Here is a 19,501-nt window from a genome sequence, read left to right as displayed (position 1 = left end):
TCGCGAGCGGTCCGCACAACGGCAACGTGCCCGAGCGTAGCGGTGAGCGAGCGGGCTCGTCGGCGTAGCCCCGCGCGTCGAATCGGCCAGCCGCAGAAGTGGGTTAGCGGGAAGATAGCGAGATCGGACCGACTGGTCGGCATACGGTGGCCGGAATCACAGTGGGGTCGGGTCGAGGTCGATGGGCTCCGCCGCCAGGACTCGAACCTGAACTATCTGAACCAAAATCAGAGGTGCTGCCATTACACTACGGCGGATTGCCGCGCCGGCGAGCTGGCGCTCGCAGCGCGGGAACGATCCTCGCATGCCGACGCGCCGCGCGTCGAACTGCTCGAGAAATTCGCCCGCGGCGTGTCGGAAAGGACGGTTACCTCGAGTGTCGCGACCAGCACGGGAGTCCTCGAACCCCGAACGTACGCCTCGGACCCGGATGACGGGGACGCAGCGACGCGAGCAGTTGATCGAGATCGGTCGGACACTCTTCGCGGAACGCGGCTACGAGGCCGCCTCGATAGAGGAGATCGCGGCGCGTGCCCAGGTCTCCAAGCCCGTCGTCTACGAACACTTCGGCGGCAAGGAAGGTCTCTACGCGGTCGTCGTGGACCGGGAGATGTCGAAGCTGCTCGAGATGATCACGTCGTCGCTCACGCAGAACCGCTCCCGGATCCGGGTCGAACGCGTAGCCCTCGCACTGCTGACGTACGTCGAGGAGCGAACCGACGGGTTTCGGATCCTCGTCCGTGACTCACCGGTCGCGGCCGACGAAGGCACGTATTCGAGTCTGCTCAACGAGGCGGTCCGCCAGGTCGGGCACATCCTCGCCGGAGATTTCGCGCGCCGCGGATTCGACCCGGAGCTGGCCCCGCTGTACGCGCAGGCGCTCGTCGGCATGGTCGCAACGACCGCGACGTGGTGGCTCGACGAGCGGACGCCGTCGAAGGAAGTCGTCGCAGCACACCTGGTGAACCTGTGCTGGAACGGGCTGACCAATCTCGAGGCGGATCCACAGCTGGGGGAGTAGCGCGGTCGACGTGGGATTGCGTCCCGAGGTTCGTGGATTTCACTGCGCGACAATGGAAATGGTTGACATGAAACCGTTGTCCGCAACTCGCAGCGAGGCAACCGGGATTTGGGTATCTCACGCGGTATTGTGCCTACCGCGCCGACTCGGAATCGGGCGATCGTTCGATAATGGCGCTTCGCGGGTGGCAAGTTTGCGGGGCGCTGGTCGACGAGAATGTGGCAGAGAGGACGGGGTGGGTGGTCAGGCAGGAGCGGGCTGAAGTCACCCGTGACTCGGTGCTGCGTGGCGGTGCCGATGTGTTCGCGCGCCTCGGGTATGCACAGTCGAGCCTCAGTGAGATCGTCTCCGAGTCCAAAGTCACCAAGGGTGCTCTCTACTTCCACTTCGCTTCCAAGGAAGAGCTCGCCCGTGCCGTCGTCGATGCGGGCTGCGACCGGTTGGCAGCCGCGGTCGGACCGTGGTTGGAGCGTCGAACCCCTGCGCTCGAGGCGCTGATCGGAATGTCCGGTGTCGTCGCCGACATCTCCTCTTCGGACGTAGTCGTACGGTCGATGCTTCGCCTGGTCACCGAAATCGGCGACTACCGGGGGTCGGGGAACCCGTTGTTCGAGGACTGGCTGCTGGTGTTCGACAGGCTGGCGAAGCGTGCCTCGGCCGAGGGAGACCTGCGCGACGAGATCGATCCCGACGATGTCGGTCGACTGCTGTTGGAACTCGTCGGTGGTGTCCATGTCGTCGCTGCAGGAACGGGCGAACTGGACCGAATGGCGGTGCGGTTGGGGCACGTGTGGCATGTGATGCTCCCCGTTCTCGTACCGGAACCGAAGGTCGAGTATTTCCGCGAATTCGCAGCTCGCCGCCTGCGCTGAGTTCCTGCGCTCGAGCATGTCGTCAGTCGCGCATTTCGGTGGTGGCGGGTTGCTGCTGGGGTAGCCTGAAGCGTCCAGGATTGCCGTCGGGGCACGTCGATTCCGCGAGTTCGAGGCCGGGAATCGGCTGGGGCAGTCGCCGGTGAGAACCAGGCGTGGTGGCGGCTGGTGGCGGCAAGGGGGAAGTGCTGTTGCTCCAGGGAAGAACCAAGACACCGAGTGCTTTGGAACGAGCGGAGATGGTCGGTTCCGTCATCGCGTCGCGGTGGGCCGCCGACGTGGACGGCGAGGGCAGGTTTCCCAGTGAGGCGATGGACGGCCTCTGCCATGAGCGCCTTCTGTCCTGCGCTCTTCCGGTTGCCTTCGGCGGCGATGGACTCGAGATGCGTGAGATCTGCATGATCGCGAGGGTTCTGGGCCGATACTGCGCGTCGACTGCGATGATCTTCGTGGTTCATCAGACAATGGTCCTCTCGATCCTGCGGCACCATCGCGGCGAAGAGATGGAGGCTCTGCTTCGAGAGATCGCGGACGACCAACTACTCGTCACCGGCTGCGGCCACGATCTCATGGACGAAGTGACGGTGGGTCCGGACAACGTGGTCTCGGCCTGCGGTCGGGCGGTGACCGTCCTGTTCGCAGGGCAGGCGGACCTCGTGGTGGTGCGAGCACGTCGCCCGGACCACGGTGACGAAACGCTGGCGGTGTTCCGGGCCGACGAGATCGAACTCCGCCGACAGGCGCTCGGCGACGGACTGGGTCTGCGAGGACTCGGATGGCACACGTATTCGGTGTCGGCGTCAATGTCCGAGGGCAACGTCCTGGGGGCAAGTTTCCGTGAAGTTGCCGCGGAAACGGTGGTTCCCGTGCTCCGTCTGCTCTCGTGCGCGGCATGGGTGGGCATCGCGGACTCGGCGATCGACACGGCGGACCGGTTCATCGCGACGGGGGAAGGCGGCACGTCGGCCGAGGCGCATCCGGCATCTCTGCGCCGTCTGGCGCGGGTGCAGCAACGCCGCGACGAGGTCTACAGCAGTGTGGACCGCAGCGCTGTGGAGTTCGGTGCACACATCGGTGCGATCGGTGGAGGCGGGCAGTCGATCGCCGATTCGGCATACGCGGTGTCGTCGATCGTGTCGGCGGCGCTCGACATCTGCGGTACTGCCGGATATCAGGACGGCGGAGAGTTCGGGCTCGGTCGGCAGCTCAGGGACTTGCTCGGCGCGCGAGAGATGATCAGGAGTGCGGTCGGGGTGAGTACGGTCGCGAGGAGGGAAGAACAAGTCGGTTGACCGAGCATAGAATCGACTAGGCTGGCGCGGTCCGCTGACAGCTGCTCTCCGATTGTCATGCTGTTCGCAGGCGGTTCGTCGCCACTGCTCATTCGTCGTCACTGCTCAGGAGTGCGTTCTTGACTTCCCAGCCGTCCGCTGCCGACACCCCGCTCACCGGATTGGCGAAGACAGCGCTGAGTCACAGCGCGTTCGCCGGCATCGCAGAGTCAGTCGGACGCACCGGCGTCGACGTCGTGGCGCCGCAGCCCGCGCGTGCCTTCGTCGCGGCGGCGCTGTCCGAGCACACCCAGCTGCTCGTGGTGACCGCGACCGGCCGGGAGGCCGATGACCTGACCACCGAGCTGCGCGAGATGCTCGGCGACGGTGTCGCACAGTTCCCCTCGTGGGAGACCCTCCCGCACGAGAGGCTCTCACCGAGCGCCGACACCGTCGGCCGCCGGCTCGAGGTGCTGCGCCGCCTGGCGAGACCCGACGACGGCTTCTACGATTCGCCGCTCCGGGTCATCGTGACGACCGTCCGCTCGCTCGTGCAGCCGATGGCGCCGGGGTTGGGCGAGATCGAGCCTGTCGTGCTGCGAGTCGGTGGCGAGCACGACTTCGCGAACCTGATCGAGCGCCTCGTGGAGATGGCCTACTCGCGTGTCGACATGGTCGGTAAGCGCGGCGAGTTCGCCGTACGGGGCGGGATCCTCGACCTGTTCCCGCCGACGGCGGATCATCCGGTCCGCGTCGAGTTCTGGGGGGACGAGGTCACCGAGCTCCGGGCGTTCTCGGTGGCCGACCAGCGTTCACTGACCGACGTCGAGGTGGGAACCGTGGTTGCCCCTCCGTGCCGCGAACTGCTGCTCACGGAGGACGTCCGGGACCGGGCGGCGCAGCTCGCCGCCGACAATCCGGCCGACGCCGCGCTGGTCGAGATGTTGGACAAGATGTCGGCGGGCATTCCCGTCGAGGGCATGGAGGCGCTGCTGCCGGTCCTGCGCCCGGGGCAGCTCCAGCTGCTGACCGAGGTCCTTCCCGAGGGGACGCATGTTCTGCTGTGCGATCCCGAGAAGATCCGCACCCGCGCAACAGACCTCGTCCGCACCGGGCAGGAATTCCTGGAGGCCTCGTGGACGGCCGCCTCGATCGGCGGCGCGGCCCCGCTGGACACGTCGGTCCTGAAGGGGGACGGCATCGACCTCGGTGCGTCGGCCTACCGGTCGCTGCGCCAGGTGCACGACTCGGCGGACGCCGAGGGTAGGCCGTGGTGGACCATAAGTCCGCTGTCGTCGGGCAGTGGTGCGGAACTGGAGTTGCCGGTGACCCCGGCGCCGCAGATTCGTGGCTCCGACGACCTGCTGGCGGAACTCTTCGTGACGCTGCGCGCACACGTGACCACCGGTGGACGGGCGGCTGTGGTCGTGGCGGGTGCGGGCACGGCGCATCGTGTGCTCGAGCGGTTGCGGGACGCCGAGGTGCCGGCAGCTGAACTCGCTGCGGGCACGGAGCCTCCGCGTGGTCAGGTCGGAGTACTGCGCGGTTCCCTGCACGAGGGGTTCGTCCTCGCGGGCGCCGATCATGAACCAGGTCTCGTGGTGGTCACCGAGACCGACCTGACCGGCAACCGGGTGGCCGCCGTGGGTGACGGGAAGCGCTTGCCCGCCAAGCGGCGCAACCAGGTCGACCCACTCGCGTTGACCGCCGGCGACATGGTGGTGCACGACCAGCACGGCATCGGTCGGTTCGTCGAGATGGTCGAACGCACGGTCGGCGGGGCCCGGCGCGAGTACCTCGTCATCGAGTACGCGGCCAGCAAGCGTGGGCACCCGGGCGACCGCTTGTTCGTGCCGATGGAGTCGCTCGACCAGCTCTCTCGCTACGTCGGCGGCGAGATGCCCGCCCTGTCCAAGCTGGGCGGGTCCGACTGGCAGAACACGAAGCGCAAGGCGCGCAAGGCTGTTCGTGAGATCGCGGGCGAGCTGGTGCAGCTGTACGCGGCGCGACAGGCCGCTCCCGGTCACGCGTTCGGTCCCGACACTCCGTGGCAGAAGGAGATGGAGGACGCGTTCGTGTTCACCGAGACCCACGACCAGTTGACCGTCATCGACGAGGTGAAGGCCGACATGGAGAAGCCGGTCCCGATGGACCGCGTCGTGATCGGTGACGTCGGCTACGGCAAGACCGAGGTGGCGGTCCGCGCCGCCTTCAAGGCCGTCCAGGACGGCAAGCAGGTCGCGGTGCTGGTCCCGACGACGCTGCTTGCGCAGCAGCACCTGCAGACCTTCGCCGAGCGGATGGCGTCGTTCCCGGTGAAGGTGCGCGGGCTGTCCCGCTTCACCGATGCCGCCGAATCCAAGGAGATCATCGCGCAGCTGGCGGAGGGCGAGATCGACGTCGTCGTCGGCACCCACCGCCTGCTGCAGACCGGCGTCCGCTGGAAGGACCTCGGCCTCGTGGTCGTCGACGAGGAGCAGCGCTTCGGCGTCGAGCACAAGGAACACATCAAGGCGCTGCGTACACACGTCGACGTGCTGACGATGTCGGCTACCCCGATCCCGCGCACGCTCGAGATGAGCATGGCCGGTATCCGGGAGATGTCGACCATCCTGACCCCGCCGGAGGAGCGGCACCCGATCCTCACGTACGTGGGCGCGTACGAGGACAAGCAGGTGGCCGCCGCGATCCGCCGCGAGCTCCTGCGCGACGGCCAGGTGTTCTACGTGCACAACCGCGTCAGCTCGATCGACAAGGCCGCCAAGAGGATTCGCGACCTCGTTCCCGAGGCGCGCGTCGTCGTCGCACACGGGCAGATGAACGAGGAGACGCTCGAGAAGACCGTGCAGGGCTTCTGGCAGCGCGAGTTCGACGTCCTGGTGTGCACCACGATCATCGAGACCGGTCTCGACATCTCGAACGCCAACACGCTCATCGTGGAGCGGGCCGACTCGCTCGGCCTGTCGCAGCTGCACCAGCTGCGCGGCCGCGTCGGACGCAGCCGCGAGCGTGGCTACGCGTACTTCCTGTACCCGTCCGAGAAGCCGCTCACCGAGACCGCGTACGACCGGCTCGCAACCATCTCGCAGAACTCCGACCTCGGCGCCGGCATGGCCGTCGCGATGAAGGACCTCGAGATCCGCGGCGCCGGCAACGTCCTCGGTGCCGAGCAGTCCGGTCACGTCGCGGGCGTCGGCTTCGACCTGTACGTGCGACTGGTCGGCGAGGCCGTCGAGGCGTACCGCGCGATCGCCGACGGCCGACCCGTCACGACCGAACCGGAGACGAAGGAGGTGCGGATCGACCTGCCGGTCGACGCGCACATCCCGCCCGACTACGTCACGAGCGACCGTCTCCGACTGGAGGGCTACCGCAAGCTGGCGGCGGCCGCCGACACCGATGCCATCACGGCGGTGGTCGAGGAACTCGTCGACCGGTACGGCCCGCTGCCCGAGGAAGTCGGCCGCCTGGTGTCGGTCGCGAAGCTGCGCCTGCTGTGCCGCGAGTACGGGATCGAGGAGGTTGCCGTCACCGGCACGCAGCTCAAGGTGTCGCCGATGAAGCTCCCGGACTCGAAGCAGTTGCGGCTCAAGCGGATCTACCCGAGCGCGCAGTACCGAGCGACGACCGGGATGGTGCAGTTGCCGGTGCCGCGCACCGGTTCCGGGGGAGTGGGCGCCGACCGGATGCGTGACGTCGAGTTGTTGCAGTACGTCGCCGACCTGATACTGGCACTCGACGGCAGGGCTGCCGGGGCGGTCGCCATGGCTGCGTCCGAAGGCGGTGTGCGGCAGTGACCGTGCTTCTTCTGGACCCGCTGTGGCCCGGCGTGGTTCCGATCGAAGCTGTGACGGCGCTCGGTGGCACCGTCGAATTCACCGACGAGGTCCCGGGTTCGGTGCGCGCGTACTTCGAGTGCGGAAGCCGACCGAGCGAGGTTCTGGTGAGCACCGACGCGGGGCATCCCGACGTGGTGAAGCGGAAACTGCTCGGTGAGAAGGTGATCGAAGCAGCTCCCCGGCCGGGGCAACGACTGGTGAGTGCGGTGGACGTGATGGACCGGTTGTGGGGCTTCGCGGGCTGGGAGGTGACCCAGACGCACGAGTCCTTGCGCCGTTACCTGCTGGAGGAGACGTACGAGGTACTCGATGCGATCGCCGAGGGCGATGCGGACGGCCTGCGGGAAGAGTTGGGAGACCTGTTGCTGCAGGTGCTGTTCCACTCGCGAATCGCACAGGAGTCCGATTCCGGCGCGTTCACCGTCGACGACGTCGCCGACACCTTGGTGGCGAAACTGGCCTCGCGCAGCCCCCATCTGAGCAACGGGCACTCCGGACCGATCGACGTCGCGCAGCAGGAGACGGCGTGGCAGGCCGCCAAGGCGGCGGAGAAGGCCCGGGTGTCGTCGCTCGACGGCATTGCTCTCGCACAGCCGGCTCTCGCGTTGGCGGAGAAGGTGATCGACCGGGCGACCAGGGCGGGGCTGCCTACGGAGTTGGTTCCGCACGAACTGCGGACGGTGCGCGTCGTCGCGGGTGCCGAGGAGTCGCTGCGCGTCGCAACCCTGCGGTTTGTCGCCGCGGTGCGGGCGACGGAGTCCGCCGCACATGCTGCAGGAGTGCCGTACGGAAGTCTGACTGCAGACGACTGGTTCGCGCATTGGCGCGGTTGATCATTCCGACATGATTCGGCGTGGCGCGGCTGTGGCCCGCAGTGCAGGAGCGACGGGCCGACCGCGCAGGAACGGTGTCGCGCTGCCCGTCTCGAGCGCGCGCTTGTAGATCGGCAACGCGGCACGAACCGCGTCGACGGTGAGTGCGATGTCCGCATCGGTGTGCGCCGCTGAAACGACGAACGACTGGCCCAGCACACCACGCGCGAGAAGCTCCTGGAGGAGCAGCGTGCGGAACTCCTGGGACGGACGCCGATCCGCGTCTCGCGCGACGAACACCAGGCAGGAGGGCCTTCCGAGCACCTCGATGTGGTCCTCCAGGCCCGCATCCGACGCGGCGGCGTTCACCGCCCTCGACAGCGCTCGTCCTGCAGACTCCATGCGCCCGATCGGATCCTCGGTCGCGTAGGCGCGCACCACCGCGCGGAACGCCGCGAGTCCGGCTGATTCGGGACCGTGCGTGGTGGACAGGAGAAACACCCGCTTCTCATCCGTGCGTAACCCACCCAGTTCCATGAACTCCCGTCGACCGGCGAGCGCCGCGATCGGGAAGCCGTTGCCCATCGCCTTGCCCCAGCACGAGAGATCGGGCTGGACGCCGTACAGGCCCTGGGCGCCGTACCGAGACCAGCGGAACCCGGTGATCATCTCGTCGAAGACGAGCAGCGCCCCGTGCCGGTCGCACAGGTTCCGAACCCCGTCCAGGAAGCCGGGAGCGGGCTCGGTCGTCGCCGTACCGGCCTCCAGGATCACGCAGGCCACAGGTGTCGCCGCGAGAGATTCCTCGAGGGAGTCCAGGTCATTGAAGCGAAAGCTACCGGTGTTCGGGGCCGAATCCCGGGAAGTGCCCGCATTCATCGGCGTGGTGCCGATGAACCAATCGTCGACAGAGAAGAAGGGCTGATCGCACACCAGAACGCGCTGGCGACCGGTGACCGCGCGGGCGAGACGAACGGCCGCAGTGGTGGCGTCCGAGCCGTTCTTGGCGAACTTCACCATGTCGGCGCCCGGTACGAGAGCGAGGAAGTCCTCCGCAGCCGCGACCTCGAGCGCGGTCGGCCGGCTGAAGTTGGTGCCCTTGGCGATCTGCGCGGCGACAGCTTCGACCACCGGACCGTAGCCGTGGCCGAGTGTCACCGAGCGCAGCCCCATGCCGTACTCGACATAGCAATTGCCGTCGACATCCCATACTCGCGCACCCTCGCCACGGTCCAGCACCGGAGCCATGAACTCCGGGTACTGGTCGGAGCCGCGTGCGTAGGTGTGCGCGCCACCCGGGACGAGCTCGTGCAGTCGGGCCTGTAGGGCGTTGGAGCGGTCGAACGTGCGGAGAAAAGGGTCGTGCGTGTCTGTATACGTCATGAGCGAATCCCATCGCTCGGGAAGCGTGTGCGGGGTTCGATTGTGTCATCCAGGAGCAGATCCTCCCGGAGAACACGAGTTTTCGAGTATCGAACTCGCGATTCGGCCGGGACGGCAAGGCGGCACGACGAATCGGGTATTGTTCGAGTGATCATCGACCTGCCTTGGAAGACTGCACAATTCGGGCGGAAATCCCCCGTGACCTAGCGCTCCCGCGCCTGTGGATGCACAAAGGTGTTGATATGGCGAATCGAGTTCCTCGTTCTGCAGACGTCGGTCGCCCTGAGATCAGGGTGCTGCTCGAGAATGGCGAATACTGGCTCAACAACAAGGGCGACCTGGCAATCCTCGACGTGATGGTCCGGCGATTCGCCGAGCGGTGTCCGGGCGCTCGGATCGGGGTACTCACCTCGGCGCCGGCACTTCTGAGGGCATACGAACCAGGGGCCGACCCTGTCTGCTACCAGCGAGGAGGCGACTGGTCTCGTCGGCGCTGGAGTGGGCATTCGGGAGTCACGAGTCGGCTCGGGCCAGAGATCGCAGGTGCGCCGATGAACGGCTGGGATGCCGCCGTGGCACTGCCCGGGAAGATTGCGGCGCGAGTGCGGCGCATCGCCGGACGCGTCGGGGACACCGACTCTTCGGGGAGTGAGACAACCTCGACCACAACAGGTTCGGTTCCTCTGGCGCTTCGCCGGGACGGCGGGCACGTACCGAATGCCGCGGCGACGGCATCGGTGGTGGTGGCGATCGGAGGCGGATACCTGACCGACGTCGACCGGTTCCAGACCGAGCGCACCCTGAACCTACTCGAGTACGCCATCGGTAGGGGAGTTCCGACGGCGATGACGGGTCAGGGAATCGGGCCACTGACCGAACCGGACCTGCTCGAGCGGGCCGGTCGCGTGCTACCGCGAGTGGACCTGATCGCGCTGCGCGAGGGCGTTCAGGGCCCGGAACTGTTGCGAAGCCTCGGCGTTCCGCCGGATCGCATCGTGGTGACCGGTGACGACGCGGTCGAACTGGGCTACTCCACCCGTCGACGGCAGTTGGGGACGGACATCGGCGTGTGTATCAGAGTCGCCGAGTACTCACCTGTCGGCGCAGCGATGCAGGAAGCAGTGGGCCGTGTGGTGCGGGGTGCCGCGGCCGAGTTCGGCGCCGGGTTGGTCCCGCTGATCGTCTCGGAGCACGATGCGGAGGACCGGCGGTCCACGATGCCGCTGCTGGAAGGGTATGCGGGTGCCGTGGCCCCGCTAGGTCGGTATGCGAGCGCTCGTGCACTCTCCCGGCAGGTCGGCCGGTGCCGAATCATCGTGACTGGCGCCTACCATGTGGCGGTCTTCGCGCTTTCGCAAGGGATTTCGGTGGTAGGCCTGTCGACGACGCGGTACTACGACGACAAGTTCGCCGGCCTCGCGTCGATGTTCGGAACCGGAGTCCAGTTGGTGCGGCTCGATCGGACGGGGGCTGAGGATCGAGTCCGCGAGGCAATTCACGAGTTGTGGGCGGGCGCTCCGGCGTCGCGGCCCGAACTGCTCGGGCGTGCCGAAGACCAGATTCGGGCCGGCAGGGCGGTATTCGACCGCATCGTCGGACTCATGGACGCGGACGCTACCGCGCGACGCGGTCCGGACACTGATCCTTCCTTGCCGCCCACATTTCCGCGGTGATCGCCCACAGGTCGTGGTCCTTGCGTCGCCCGCCCACATCGAGGTAACTGGTCATCGTGCCCTCACGGCGCATCCCACCCTCTTCCGCAAGGCGGGCCGCTGGGATGTTCCCGACGGACACGGGGGCGGTGACTCGGCACAAGCCGAGCGTGCCGAACGCATACTCCGCCAGGAGATCTGCGGCCGCGAGTGAGACGCCCTTTCCTGCGAGCGTCGAGTCGATCCATATGCCGATCTCGCCGAACCGGGCCCACCGGTCGATGCGCTCCATGTTCAACTGGCCGGCAAGCACACCGTCCACCTCCACGACGAGCGGCAACGCCCGCCCGGATCGTGCGTCGCGGCGAGCGTTCAGGATCTCGTCCAGCCAGGCGCTCTCGGTGTGGCGTTCGGCCCACGGTCTGGGCGATGAAGCCCAGAACGGTTCGATGAATCTCTGGTCGCGCAGCCGGATCGACTGCCACTGAGGCCAATCCGACAAACGGGGGGATCGCAGGACCACGGTGTGACCTGCCGACTCCACCGGCCCGAGTCGCACGTCGAAGCTACGCCCATGAGGGAACCGCAATCGATGCCGCAGCGGCCGGGTATACAGCCTGGCTGCCGTGGTCAGCATCACGAACGCTTGCAGACGCTTCACGCTCTCACCTCAGCTCAACGGGCTCGACCAGGGCGGGCGGCACGACGACAGGATCGGTGGTGGACGGCGTGAGCAAAGCCTACTCGGAGGAGGTACAGGGTCGGGCGGAACCGCAGAATTGGAGCTCGAGGTGCACACGGTCTGCACAACGTCGTCGCGCACGTTCGGTGACCGGATCGGATTCGCCTCTGCGGGAGGCGAATCCTGGTACCGTCCAGCCACGGGGGTCCAGGTCATAGGCAATTCCGACTAGGGGGGACATGATCCGCTCGAATCGAGAAGTCCCGGAAATCTCTCGAATCTGTGCCGCGTCCGGACGGTCCCGGCCGTGAACGACCACCGCGTCGCCCTGGTCCACGAGCGGTTCACAGAGATCGCAGGTTCGGAACATGTGACAGAGCAGTTGGCGTTGCAGTGGCCGGATGCGCGAGTGCGTGCCCCGATCGCGAGCGCGTCCGGGATTCCGCCGGCGTTGCTCGGACGGGTCGATACGACCTGGCTCGACAAACTGTACAAGCATGCGGGTGAGCGGTCGTACGCACCGCTGCTACCGTTGATGCCCAGCACATTTCGCGGTATGCATCTGGACGATTCGGATGTCGTGATCGTCAGCCACCACGCCTTCGCGACCCAAGCGGTATTCGCTACCTCCGCGCCGACGGTCGCCTACGTCCACAGTCCGGCCCGGTGGGCGTGGGACCCGACTCTCCGCGCCGGCGAGGCCGGCGGGCGGCTCGGCGCGGCGGCGCTGGCGCTGCTGGCGTCATCCGCCCGGCGCGCCGAGCTGTCGGCTGCGCCGCGGCTCCGACGGGTCGTCGCGAACTCCACGACTGTTGCCGACCGTATCCGTAGGTGGTGGGACTGCGAGGCCGTTGTGGTGCACCCACCCGTCGACACCGATGGGTTCACGCCCGACCCGAATCGAAGGCGGGAGAACTTCTTCCTCCTGGCAGGTCGTCTGGTGCCGTACAAGCGGCCCGACCTCGCTGTCCAGGCGGCCAACGCGGCCGGGGTGCGCTTGGTCGTCGTGGGTGAGGGCCGCAGCCTCGACTACTGTCGCACCATCGCAGGACCGACGGTGACCTTCCTCGGGCGGGTGCCCCATGAGCAACTGGTGGACCTGTATCGGAGTTCGTGCGCACTGGTGATGCCCGGACTCGAGGACTTCGGCATCGTGCCCGTCGAGGGAATGGCGTGCGGAACGCCGGTGATCGCTCTCGCAGCGGGCGGAGCGCTCGACAGCGTTGTGCCGGGGATGACCGGTCGACTCGTTTCCGGCGACACGGACGGGGAACTCGTCGACGGCTTTGCCTCCGCAATGAGCACGTTCGACGGTGCGGACTTCGATTCCACGGTGGTCCGCAAACATGCTGAAACATTCTCCCGCACAGCCTTTCGGGAGAAGATGGAGAAGGTGGTCGACGAGGTTCTGGGGGTCTGAGGGCGTAGCTGGAAGCTCGACACCCGATCACCCCGGTGGCCGACGACCGCCCATCGATTTGGTCTCGATCTTTCCATCGGCGGAGACGGACAACCGCCAGTACGTCCCGTCCTCGGACTTGAGGATCGGTCCACTACCCGATCGTTCGAACAGCATCGAGCCATTGGGCAGCACTGCGGAAACCACATCGCCGTTGCGGTTCTGGGCCTGGAACACGTCCTTGTCGTCAACGGCTCGAGTCACTACGGGACCGACGAAAACGGTTCCGGATGCGACCCCTCGACCGGTGACGTTCCAGCCTTTCGGGAAGGTTGCGATATCGACATCGTCGGATCTACTCGAGACGAGGTTGACCGCGGTGCCTTCCGGACAGCCTTCCGGGTCGATCCGCAGCTCCACAGGGAAGCGGTCGGTGTCCGGATCGAAGCGTACGTTCGCGAGATAAGGTTGGCGACAATTGATCAAATCCAGGCACGTGCTGCGCGCAGCGACCTTGCAGTTGACCATTCCGAATTGGGAGGGACCGCCGCGACCACGCTCGCCGATCGAAAGGGACGTCTCCGCGCCCTCGAACCACACGTTGGTCAGCCACCAGTCATTGGCGGCACCGTCGATGTGAATATGCTTGTCCGTCGTGTGCGGATCGTTGTCCGAGACGAATTCGACGTTGGTCATTGACAACCCGGCATTGTTGTCGTTGCCGGTGCCGAGGACTCCGAGATAGTTGTTCGTGAGTTTCGACGAGGTCAGGTAGTTCTGGATGCACGAGGTGACGATGCCGATGCCGAAGTTGTTGATGTCGCAGTTGACGAATGCGGTTCCACCCGTGTTCCGCTCGAGGACAACACCGCGCTGCGCCTCGTACTTCGGAAAGTTCTCGTTCACGTGGTTGCCGCGCAGAACGACCGAGTCGAACGAACATCGGAACGATCCTGACAGCGACACGGCCACACCCTTCGGACCTGTCAGAAAGAACCCGACCCGTGCGAACTGGACCCGATGCCGGTCGCGAAGCGAGACCAGGGTGTCGTCACCCTCGTAGAGGACGACGCTGACGTCGCCGCCGTCGCCGGTGACCACCGAGAAGTCGGGCAGGTCTGGCCATGCGGTCACTCGATAGAATCCGGCCGGCAGATAGAGCACCGCGGGGCCGTCGACAACCGCGGCCGCCCGACTGATCGCCTGCGTGTCGTCGGCCACGCCGTCGCCGACGGCACCGAAGTCTCGAATGTTGTGCACTGCAGATACGTTGGACGCCAGCGGTGCCACCGTCTCGGCGCGCAGGTTCCCCTTCGGGGACGAACACGCAGCCAACGGCAGGGCCGCCGCCATGCCGAGCGACGTGGCCAGCAGTCGTCGTCGGCTCACCGACTCGTCGGCCATGAGATCGCCTCCTGCTCTGATATCGGGACTAGGGGGATGCGGCGAGATCGGGGTCCGCCTCTGGTTCTGGGTCTGCCTCTGGTTCTGGGTCCGGATCAGGCACCGGATCCGGATTCGGCTGACTCGACTTCGTCGGTCGCTGGAACCTGCTCCGGGGTTCCTGCGCCACCGCCACCGCGCCCATCAGCGCAGATCCCGAGGAGGCGAGCGCTTCCGATGCAGCCTGGACACGAGGCGACGGCGTCGTCCCCAGTTCGACTACAGCGACCGAGGTGTCGCAGCGGGTGGACAGACTCAGCGCCGCGGCGTCCACGAGCACCGGCGCGACGGCGACGAGGACGTAGTCGAAGCCGTCCCCGATGCCGTGCAGGACCTCAGCGAATCGCGCGGACGTCAACAGGTCGGCAGTGCGCACATCGACCGAGCCGACTGGCACGACCGAGACACCGGATGCTGACCGTGGCAGTTCGGAGAGATCCGGATGCTCGCCCCGCAGCGATTCCGCGACGCCCGGGTACGACTGCATGTCCAGCATCGCCGATACACCGTCTTCCGACGTGTCGGCGTCGATCAATGCGACACGTGCACCGGTGTCTGCCAATGCATTTGCGAGACAGACGGCCACGTACGGTGACGACGTCTCGGTGAAGCTCGTGAGCATTACGATGAGGCGATCGTGGTCACCACGGGCGGCAGCGATCTGGGCCCGAAGTCGTCCGATGTCCTTGGTCGCGTTGGGATCACGGCTGGACAAGGTCGCCACGACAGGGACGGAGATTGCGCGAGCGAGCTGTTCCGATGTTCGGATCGTGCGATCCAGCCTGTCCCGGAGGAATGCGATCAGGAGGCCGAGTCCGAGTCCGATGATCAGACCGAGTGCGAGGAGGCGCTTCGTGTTCGGGCCTGAAGGCGCGGTCGGCGTACGGGCCTGGTCGATCACCGTGGCCCGCGCGGCGGGCGCGGCTCCGTTCACCGTGGTTTCCATTTCACCGACCAACTGGGCGAATTCGTCGGCCACCGTGTTGGCGAGCACGCGCGCGCCCTCCGGGGTCGAATCCGTGACCGAGATGTCGAGCAGAGTGGTCGCCGGCGGGAACGACGTGGCGATCCTGCTCTGCAACTCGGCGGGGGAGATGTCGAGTCCGAGTCGCTGGATCACACGCTCCGCGACGGTGGGGCCGGTCGCCACGTACGGGTACGACGTGATGCGCAGCTGAGAGGCGAGGCCGCCCTGATACGAGTCGTTGACCGATGTTCCGGTCGCCATCGACACGAATAGTCGGCTGGTAGCTGCGTAGGTGGTGGGAACAGACGCTGCGTAGGCCGCAGCGAGAGCCAGACAGGCGACGGCTGTGGCCACGACGATGATCCATCGCCGACGGACAACGCCCAGGTAGTCACTCAGTGCCACGCTTCCTCCCCTTCCTTTCGTACCTCGGCGACTGCGCCGAGTCTCTTTGGTGCCGGTTGTTTTTCCGCCATAGGATCCGTGCGTCTGCGGTATTCCCGCACCGTCATGTCGATGATCCAGATCAGCACTACGAGCTGGAGGGACTTGCCGAGCACCTCCATGCTGCCGAGAATCCCTCGTTCGAAGAGGATCGGGGAGGCTGTGATCGCCAGGCCCAATGTGACTACGGCGAGGTGTCGCGACTGCAATGCGCGGACGCCGAGTAGCAGCAGGCCGAAAGTGAACAGCACTCCTACGGCGACTCCCGGATATCCAGCGATGACGAAGCCCTCGTTGATATTTCCATCGGCCAGGGACACGGAAACCCTGGTCATGTTCACGGACGATCCGCGGACCTCTGTAGCCCATGCGGTCCCGGACTGGAGCTTCTCGGTGCCGAGGAGCTGCGCAGGCACCAGGCTCTGGAGACTGTGCTGTGCAACCTCGAGCGGCGTCAGCCAGGTACGCGTCGACATGTAGTACGCGTCGGTGGCGGCCTCGAGTAGATCGAACCGGCGCAGGACACTCAAATAGGGTTGCACCGAAGGTGGATAGCTCGAATCGGTGATCAGTGCCTGAGCGCTTGCGTAATCTGGCTGCTTGATCGACTGCAGCCAACCGAATGCGCTGATTCCGACGATCGCGATCACCACTATGCTCACCACCCGCAGCCGGGTCCAGCCGTACTTCGCGAACCGGACAGCCAGGGCTAGTGCGGCGCCGAGGATCGGCGTCTTCGATTCCACCGCGACGGTCCACATCAGTTCGACGGTCAACAGGGCACCGAGGATGGCGATCGTCACCCATCGGTCAGCGGGGCGCAGGAAGATGATCAGCCCAATCGCACCCACGGTGGCGAGCTGGGCAACGAAACCCATTATGGCGTTGGAACTCTGGATTTCGCCGGCTGATCCGGCGGATCCGGTGAGGTATGAGGCCGCCCGGGCCACCAGGCCGAGCGCGTAGATGGTTGCGAGGGTCGGGATGAAGTCCGCGGTCGTGGCGGGAGCTGGGGTTCGATTGCGGTGCTTGCGATCCCATACCGCGTATGCGAGGGCAGCGAGCGCGTAGACCCACAATCCGAACGCGACCGGCTGCAGGACCATTGCGATTCCATGGTCGTAGCCCATCCCCGCCAGCCGGGGATCGGCTATGTTGTCCGCGTACTGCGGTCTCGGATCGACCGACAGCAGCACCAGTGGGCGCGCGACGTATGACAACGTCCAGTACGCGGCCTGCGCGATCAGGAAGACGCGTGCGACGCCGCGGATGAAGGCGGCCGCGACAACGATCGTGCCCAGCGCCGCGATCACCAGGAACAGTTCGACACTGATCACAGTGCACCGCCCCGGGTCGAGGACGCATTGTCCACCGAACTCGTCGCGCGCACAGGCTCGTAACCGTCCGGTTCGGCATCCACACGTCGGCCTTCGAGAACTGCCACGATCTCACGGGCGCGGTCGACGTACCTGTGGCGTCCGGTCGTGATCCGTCGGTAGCCGGCGTCGGCGATGGTGCGGGCCCGGTCCGGTTGGCGCTCGCACCACCGCAGGATCTCGTGCAACTCCGCCTCCGACGAGAACAGCAGGCACTCCCGTCCCTCCGTGAGCAGGGCGGCGTGCTCGTCAGTGCGCTCGCCGACGAACAACCCTCCGGCGGCAGGCACCTCGAAGCTGCGACATGTATGGGTGTCACGGTTGTCGGAGTTGAGGAGCACGAGGTTGGCCGCCACCGATGCAATTGCGGCGGAGAAGTGTTCACCATACGCAGGCCCACCGATGGTGGCATGGGTGCGTCGTAGCGCAGGGACCCGCCGCCAACCGGGGCCGCGGACCAGCAACTGCTCGCCGTAGCGTCCGGCGAGCGCGACGGTGATGTCGCGGCGGTCGGGACGATAGTTGCCGACGAAGCCGACCAGATAGCGCTTGGTGCTTCGCCGAGCTGAGAGGTGGTGCCACACAGGGTCGTACGCGCTCATCACGAACTTCGTTGCCTTCGCTCCGCGCGCGAGCAATTCGGCTTCGTTGTGTTGCTTCGTTGTGACCACGAGATCCCACGCGTGTTCGAACTCGAGGTACTGGCGCGAAATGTTGTACGGATTCGACGCGTCGTCGGGGCTGTAGTGGACGTGGAGATCCGCCGGCGTTTCGAGCAGACGCCGCTGGTCGAGATGCACCGTCTTGAATCCGAACACCAGATCGGGACGGAACTCGTCCGCTGCCCGTTCGATCCGACGGTGGACCGCAGCGACACTCCACGGGGCACGTTGTCCACGGATCTTCGAGTAGAGCCAATTGGGTGAGAAGCGTTGCGGCAGAGACACAGAGGTCGAGTCCACGACGACCACGTCGTGGCCGGCCTGGCGGAATCCGTCGGCGAGCGAGCGGGCGTTGCTGCCGATCCAGTCGTCGCCGATGTAAAGGATCTTCATCTCTTCTCCGCCCCGGGAACCTGAATTCTGTCCACATCGATACCGGTGTCCGGGGACGCGGTCTGCTGGTCGTGTCGGGCCAGATACCGCATCCGCAGGACGTACCACAGTGCGACGCTGAGTTCGCATGCGACGGTTCCGTACACCAGTGTCCATACCGATTGGGTTCGGAAGGCCGCATAGAGGGAGACTGCGCCGACACACGTTCCGATGGTCGCACCCACGAGTACGCCGGAGGTGTCCTTGCGGACCGGCAAGACGGCGGTGGTCACGAAGGAGCTCAGTGCCGTCGCAGGGAGTACCAGTACCTCCACGCGCAGTAGCGGGATCGCTTCGGCGAAGTCACTCCCGAAGACGAGTGTGACCAGTGGCGGCGCGGCGATCCACAGCGCGATCGTGGCGAGCGCTGCGATTCCGACGCATGCGAGCAGTGAGAGGGTCGCGCGCCGCCAGAACTGATTGTCGTTGCTGCTGCGCGCCATTCGTGGCAGCAGGGCGAAACCTATAGGGTCGAGTAGGGACTGAACCGCGCGCACCACTCGATCCCCCGCGGAGTACAGGCCCAGCGACGCTGCATCGAGCACGGACGAGTAGATGGCCGCGGCCCCCTGGCCGTAGCTGACCACCATCAGGCGTGAGGTGAGCACGGGGGCCGCAATCTTCATCGTGGTGCCGATTTGGTGCGGGCGTGCGGGACGGCCGAACTTGCGTACCGAGTCTCGCCAGGTCAATGCGACCGTAAGCGAAGAAGACACGAGCATGCACAGCAGCGCTGCCGAGGCGGACGGGAAGTGGGGTAGCGCGACGACGAGCAGTACCAGGTAGGCCAGTCGGCCGACGCCCTGGTACATCGTGGATGCCACGAACCGGCCCTGACCGATCAGTATCCAGTCTTCGGACACGGACCAGAAGCCGCCCGCGAACAGGCCCAGCAGGATCATGTGCACGTGGGCATCGACGCCGAAGACCAGGCTCACCAGTAGCGCGGTACCGAGCGCGGCCAGAACGCCGATGCGGATTGCGAAGTAGTTTCCGCGGATCTGGCTGATGTCCGCGTTCGGCACCCTTGCCGCCAGGAACTGAGTGATCCCGAGATCGACGAGCAGAGACCCGAGGAAGTAGGCCGACATGCCGATCGACAGCAACCCGAGTCCCTCCGGGCCGAGAACGCGCGCGATCAGCGGGAGCGTCACTACCGTGACGAAGTACTGGCCGTACTTGCCGACGGTGACGAAGCCGATGTCGCGCGCCAGTGTCGCGAAGCGGTGGGTACTCGCAGGCATAT

14 protein-coding genes and 1 tRNA gene are annotated in these 19,501 nt (G+C 66.2%); 7 read left to right on the top strand and 8 right to left on the bottom strand.

What is annotated here, in order from left to right; genetic code table 11:
- Window positions 1-186: 186 nt before the first annotated feature.
- Window positions 187-257, bottom strand: a tRNA-Gln gene (locus ABI214_RS07015).
- Window positions 258-430: 173 nt separating this feature from the next.
- On the opposite strand from ABI214_RS07015, the gene ABI214_RS07010 reads away from it, so the two are divergent.
- The 5 genes from ABI214_RS07010 to ABI214_RS06990 all read left to right on the top strand — a co-directional run bounded on the left by ABI214_RS07010 (window position 431) and on the right by ABI214_RS06990 (window position 7,836).
- Window positions 431-1,021, top strand: coding sequence for a TetR/AcrR family transcriptional regulator (locus ABI214_RS07010; RefSeq protein WP_348607819.1), 591 nt, complete (start codon window positions 431-433; stop codon window positions 1,019-1,021).
- A gap of 239 nt (window positions 1,022-1,260) precedes the next feature.
- Window positions 1,261-1,893: a ScbR family autoregulator-binding transcription factor gene (locus ABI214_RS07005; RefSeq protein ID WP_348607816.1), complete on the top strand. Its 633-nt coding sequence runs from the start codon at window positions 1,261-1,263 to the stop codon at window positions 1,891-1,893.
- Window positions 1,894-2,132: 239 nt separating this feature from the next.
- On the top strand, window positions 2,133-3,185 hold the full coding sequence (locus ABI214_RS07000) for an acyl-CoA dehydrogenase family protein (RefSeq protein ID WP_348607813.1): 1,053 nt from the start codon (window positions 2,133-2,135) through the stop codon (window positions 3,183-3,185).
- A 119-nt stretch (window positions 3,186-3,304) separates the two neighbouring features.
- Entirely contained in the window at window positions 3,305-6,961 is a 3,657-nt protein-coding gene (mfd, locus tag ABI214_RS06995; protein ID WP_348607810.1) for a transcription-repair coupling factor, read from the top strand.
- Window positions 6,958-7,836, top strand: coding sequence for a MazG family protein (locus ABI214_RS06990; RefSeq protein ID WP_348607807.1), 879 nt, complete (start codon window positions 6,958-6,960; stop codon window positions 7,834-7,836). Before mfd ends, ABI214_RS06990 begins: the two co-directional genes overlap by 4 nt.
- On the opposite strand, the gene ABI214_RS06985 is transcribed toward ABI214_RS06990, so the two are convergent.
- The gene (locus ABI214_RS06985) at window positions 7,837-9,198 is read right to left on the bottom strand and encodes a glutamate-1-semialdehyde 2,1-aminomutase (RefSeq protein WP_348607805.1); all 1,362 of its coding nucleotides are present in this window, start codon (window positions 9,196-9,198) and stop codon (window positions 7,837-7,839) included.
- 242 nt (window positions 9,199-9,440) lie between these two features.
- On the opposite strand from ABI214_RS06985, the gene ABI214_RS06980 reads away from it, so the two are divergent.
- Entirely contained in the window at window positions 9,441-10,871 is a 1,431-nt protein-coding gene (locus tag ABI214_RS06980; protein ID WP_348607803.1) for a polysaccharide pyruvyl transferase family protein, read from the top strand.
- Here ABI214_RS06980 and ABI214_RS06975 read toward each other — a convergent pair.
- A complete protein-coding gene (locus tag ABI214_RS06975) occupies window positions 10,813-11,511 on the bottom strand; it encodes a GNAT family N-acetyltransferase (RefSeq protein ID WP_348607800.1) in 699 nt (232 codons plus the stop codon). The genes ABI214_RS06980 and ABI214_RS06975 overlap by 59 nt on opposite strands.
- A gap of 328 nt (window positions 11,512-11,839) precedes the next feature.
- Between ABI214_RS06975 and ABI214_RS06970 the strand changes: the two genes are divergently transcribed.
- Window positions 11,840-12,952 (top strand): glycosyltransferase, encoded by a 1,113-nt coding sequence (locus tag ABI214_RS06970; RefSeq protein ID WP_348607797.1) that lies wholly within the window; start codon window positions 11,840-11,842, stop codon window positions 12,950-12,952.
- A 27-nt stretch (window positions 12,953-12,979) separates the two neighbouring features.
- On the opposite strand, the gene ABI214_RS06965 is transcribed toward ABI214_RS06970, so the two are convergent.
- From ABI214_RS06965 to ABI214_RS06945, 5 genes are read right to left on the bottom strand one after another with little or no spacing between them, the layout of a single operon-like run.
- On the bottom strand, window positions 12,980-14,335 hold the full coding sequence (locus tag ABI214_RS06965) for a glycosyl hydrolase family 28-related protein (protein WP_348607794.1): 1,356 nt from the start codon (window positions 14,333-14,335) through the stop codon (window positions 12,980-12,982).
- A 28-nt stretch (window positions 14,336-14,363) separates the two neighbouring features.
- Window positions 14,364-15,746 carry a Wzz/FepE/Etk N-terminal domain-containing protein gene (locus ABI214_RS06960; RefSeq protein WP_348607791.1) on the bottom strand — a complete coding sequence of 461 codons (1,383 nt, stop codon included), beginning with the start codon at window positions 15,744-15,746 and terminating at the stop codon, window positions 14,364-14,366.
- Window positions 15,737-17,098, bottom strand: coding sequence for a hypothetical protein (locus ABI214_RS06955; protein WP_348607788.1), 1,362 nt, complete (start codon window positions 17,096-17,098; stop codon window positions 15,737-15,739). The genes ABI214_RS06960 and ABI214_RS06955 overlap by 10 nt, the downstream gene beginning before the upstream one ends.
- 20 nt (window positions 17,099-17,118) lie before the next feature.
- Window positions 17,119-18,216: a CgeB family protein gene (locus ABI214_RS06950; protein ID WP_348607785.1), complete on the bottom strand. Its 1,098-nt coding sequence runs from the start codon at window positions 18,214-18,216 to the stop codon at window positions 17,119-17,121.
- Window positions 18,213-19,499, bottom strand: a complete 1,287-nt coding sequence (locus ABI214_RS06945; RefSeq protein ID WP_348607782.1) for a lipopolysaccharide biosynthesis protein — start codon at window positions 19,497-19,499, stop codon at window positions 18,213-18,215. The genes ABI214_RS06950 and ABI214_RS06945 overlap by 4 nt, the downstream gene beginning before the upstream one ends.
- Window positions 19,500-19,501 lie beyond the last annotated feature (2 nt).

Origin of the sequence: Prescottella soli (genome assembly GCF_040024445.1) — a bacterium.
GTDB classification, from domain to species: Bacteria; Actinomycetota; Actinomycetes; order Mycobacteriales; family Mycobacteriaceae; genus Prescottella; species Prescottella soli.
The sequence above is the reverse complement of the archived record's forward strand: the minus strand, read 5'-3'. Positions and strand labels throughout refer to the sequence as shown.

Coding starts and splice junctions, on each gene's coding strand:
- ABI214_RS07010 (WP_348607819.1), top strand. CDS start 431: ATGACGGGGACGCAGCGACGCGAGCAGTTGATCGAGATCGGTCGGACA.
- ABI214_RS07000 (WP_348607813.1), top strand. CDS start 2,133: ATGGTCGGTTCCGTCATCGCGTCGCGGTGGGCCGCCGACGTGGACGGC.
- ABI214_RS06985 (WP_348607805.1), bottom strand. CDS start 9,198: ATGACGTATACAGACACGCACGACCCTTTTCTCCGCACGTTCGACCGC.
- ABI214_RS06980 (WP_348607803.1), top strand. CDS start 9,441: ATGGCGAATCGAGTTCCTCGTTCTGCAGACGTCGGTCGCCCTGAGATC.
- ABI214_RS06965 (WP_348607794.1), bottom strand. CDS start 14,335: ATGGCCGACGAGTCGGTGAGCCGACGACGACTGCTGGCCACGTCGCTC.
- ABI214_RS06950 (WP_348607785.1), bottom strand. CDS start 18,216: ATGAAGATCCTTTACATCGGCGACGACTGGATCGGCAGCAACGCCCGC.
- ABI214_RS06945 (WP_348607782.1), bottom strand. CDS start 19,499: ATGCCTGCGAGTACCCACCGCTTCGCGACACTGGCGCGCGACATCGGC.